The sequence below is a fragment of the Jatrophihabitans sp. genome (assembly GCF_051960575.1).
Taxonomy (GTDB): Bacteria; Actinomycetota; Actinomycetes; order Mycobacteriales; family Jatrophihabitantaceae; genus JBQCEE01.
Genome location: NZ_JBQCEE010000050.1, coordinates 1 through 2,371, shown reverse-complemented (window position 1 = coordinate 2,371; position 2,371 = coordinate 1). Strand labels below are relative to the sequence as shown.

2 protein-coding genes are annotated in these 2,371 nt (G+C 72.8%); both read right to left on the bottom strand.

Annotated features, from left to right (window positions below; genetic code table 11):
- A partial coding sequence (gene metK / locus ACTHMS_RS02525) for a methionine adenosyltransferase (RefSeq protein ID WP_440305104.1) occupies window positions 1–1,281 on the bottom strand: 1,281 nt, incomplete at its 3' end.
- 90 nt (window positions 1,282–1,371) lie between these two features.
- On the bottom strand, window positions 1,372–2,371 hold a 1,000-nt coding region (gene coaBC / locus ACTHMS_RS02520), incomplete at its 5' end, for a bifunctional phosphopantothenoylcysteine decarboxylase/phosphopantothenate--cysteine ligase CoaBC (protein ID WP_440305103.1).

The following is a 2,371-nucleotide window of genomic DNA, read 5'->3' as shown; positions in this document are numbered from 1 at the left end:
GTCGACGCCTACGTGCTGTCGCGTGAACCCGCGAGCGACCACCCGGGTCGGTTGGCGTTCCTCGAGCGCACCGTCGGCACCGAACCGGTGCTCACGCCCGAGACCACTGCACTGTTCCGCGCGGTCGGTGCGCTCCCGCGTGAAGTCCGGTAGCTCGCGGCCGAAGTGGCCGTAGGCGGCGGTCGGCGCGTAGATCGGCCGCTTCAGGTCGAGGTCGCGGATGATCGCGGCGGGGCGCAGGTCGAAGGTCTGCAGGATCGCCTCGGAGATCTTGTCCGGGTCGGCGGTCTCCGTCCCGAAGGTCTCGATGAACAGACCCACCGGCTCGGCCTTGCCGATCGCGTACGCGACCTGCACCTCGCAGCGGGCGGCGAGGCCGGCGGCGACGACGTTCTTGGCGACCCAGCGCATCGCGTAGGCGGCCGAGCGGTCGACCTTCGAGGGGTCCTTGCCCGAGAAGGCGCCGCCACCGTGGCGGGCGTAGCCGCCGTAGGTGTCGACGATGATCTTGCGACCGGTGAGGCCGGCGTCGCCCATCGGGCCGCCGATCTCGAAGCGTCCGGTCGGGTTCACGAGGAGGCGGTAGTTCGAGCTGTCGATGTCGAAGCTCGCGAGCACCGGCGCGACGACGTGCTCCTCGACGTCCGGCTTCAGCAGCGTGTCGAGGTCGATGTCGGCGGCGTGCTGGCTCGAGACGACGACGGTGTCGAGGCGCACCGGCCTGCCGTCGGCGTACTCGATGGTCACCTGGGTCTTGCCGTCGGGACGCAGGTAGGGCACCGTGCCGTCCTTGCGCACCGCGGTGAGCCGCTCGGCGAGGCGGTGGGCCAGCGCGATCGGCAGCGGCATGAGCTCGGCGGTCTCGTTGCACGCGTAGCCGAACATGAGGCCCTGGTCGCCGGCGCCCTGGGCGGCGATGGCGTCCTCGCTGCCCTCGACCCGCGACTCGTAGGCGTTGTCGACGCCCTGCGCGATGTCCGGCGACTGCGAGCCGATCGACACGCTGACACCGCAGGACGCGCCGTCGAAGCCCTTGCGGGAGCTGTCGTAGCCGATCTCGAGGATGCGGTCGCGGACGATCGTCGGGATGTCCGCGTAGGCCTCGGTGGTCACCTCGCCGGCGACGTGCACCTGACCGGTGGTGATCAGCGTCTCGACGGCGACGCGGCTCTGCGGGTCCTGCTCGAGCAGCGCGTCGAGGATCGAGTCGCTGATCTGGTCGGCGATCTTGTCGGGGTGGCCCTCGGTGACGGATTCCGAGGTGAACAGGCGTCGGGTCACAGGTACTCCGGTGGTCTCATGCTCGCCGGTCGCGGCGGTCGAGGAAGTCTATCGGCCGACTCGCCGGCGTCGAATCGGCGCGCGCGGGCCTCAGCCCAGGCGGCGGGTCACCTCGTCGCAGACGACGGCGGCGAGGACGGCCTTCGGCCCGAGCGGGACGTCGACCTCGGTGCTGTCGGCGCCGAGGATCACCGCGGCGTTGTCAGGTCGGCCGAACGCCTTGTCGTCACCGACCGCGTTCACCACCAGCAGGTCGCACCCCTTGCGGGCCAGCTTCGCCCGCCCGTGGTCGAGCACCGAGTGCTCGGCGTCGCCCGTCTCGGCCGCGAACCCGACGAGCACCTGCCCCGGACGACGGGCGGCCACCAGTTCGGCCAGCACGTCGGGGTTGTGCTCGAGGGCGATCGGGTGCGGCACGGCGTCCGACTTCTTGATCTTGTGTCCCTCGGCCGCCGCGGGACGGAAGTCAGCGACCGCCGCCGCCATGACGACCGCGTCCGCCGCCTCGGCCGCCTTGTGCACGGCGTCGCGCAGGTCGAGCGCGCTGCGCACGCGCACCACGTCGACGTTCGCGGGGTCGGGCAGCTCGGCGTTCGCGGCGACGAGGGTGACGCGAGCCCCGCGGGCGGCCGCGACGGCGGCCACGGCGAAGCCCTGCTTGCCGCTGGACGCGTTGCCCAGGAAGCGCACGGGGTCGAGGGCCTCGCGCGTGCCGCCGGCGCTGACGACGACATGGCGGCCGGCGAGGTCCTGCGGCAGGGCGTCGGGGCGGCGCAGCAGCAGTTCGGCGAACTGCGCGATCTCGGCCGGCTCGGGCAGCCGGCCCTTGCCGGTGTCGGCGCCGGTGAGCCGACCGGTGGCCGGCTCGAGCACGACCGACCCGCGCGAGCGCAGGGTGGCGACGTTGGCGACCGTCGCGGGGTGCTCCCACATCTCGGTGTGCATGGCCGGCACGAACAGCACCGGGCAGCGCGCGGTGAGCAGCGTGTTGGTGAGCAGGTCGTCGGCCAGCCCGTGCGCGGCCCGCGCGAGCAGGTCGGCCGTGGCCGGGGCGATCACGACCAGCTCGGCGCGGCGGCCGAGCTGCACG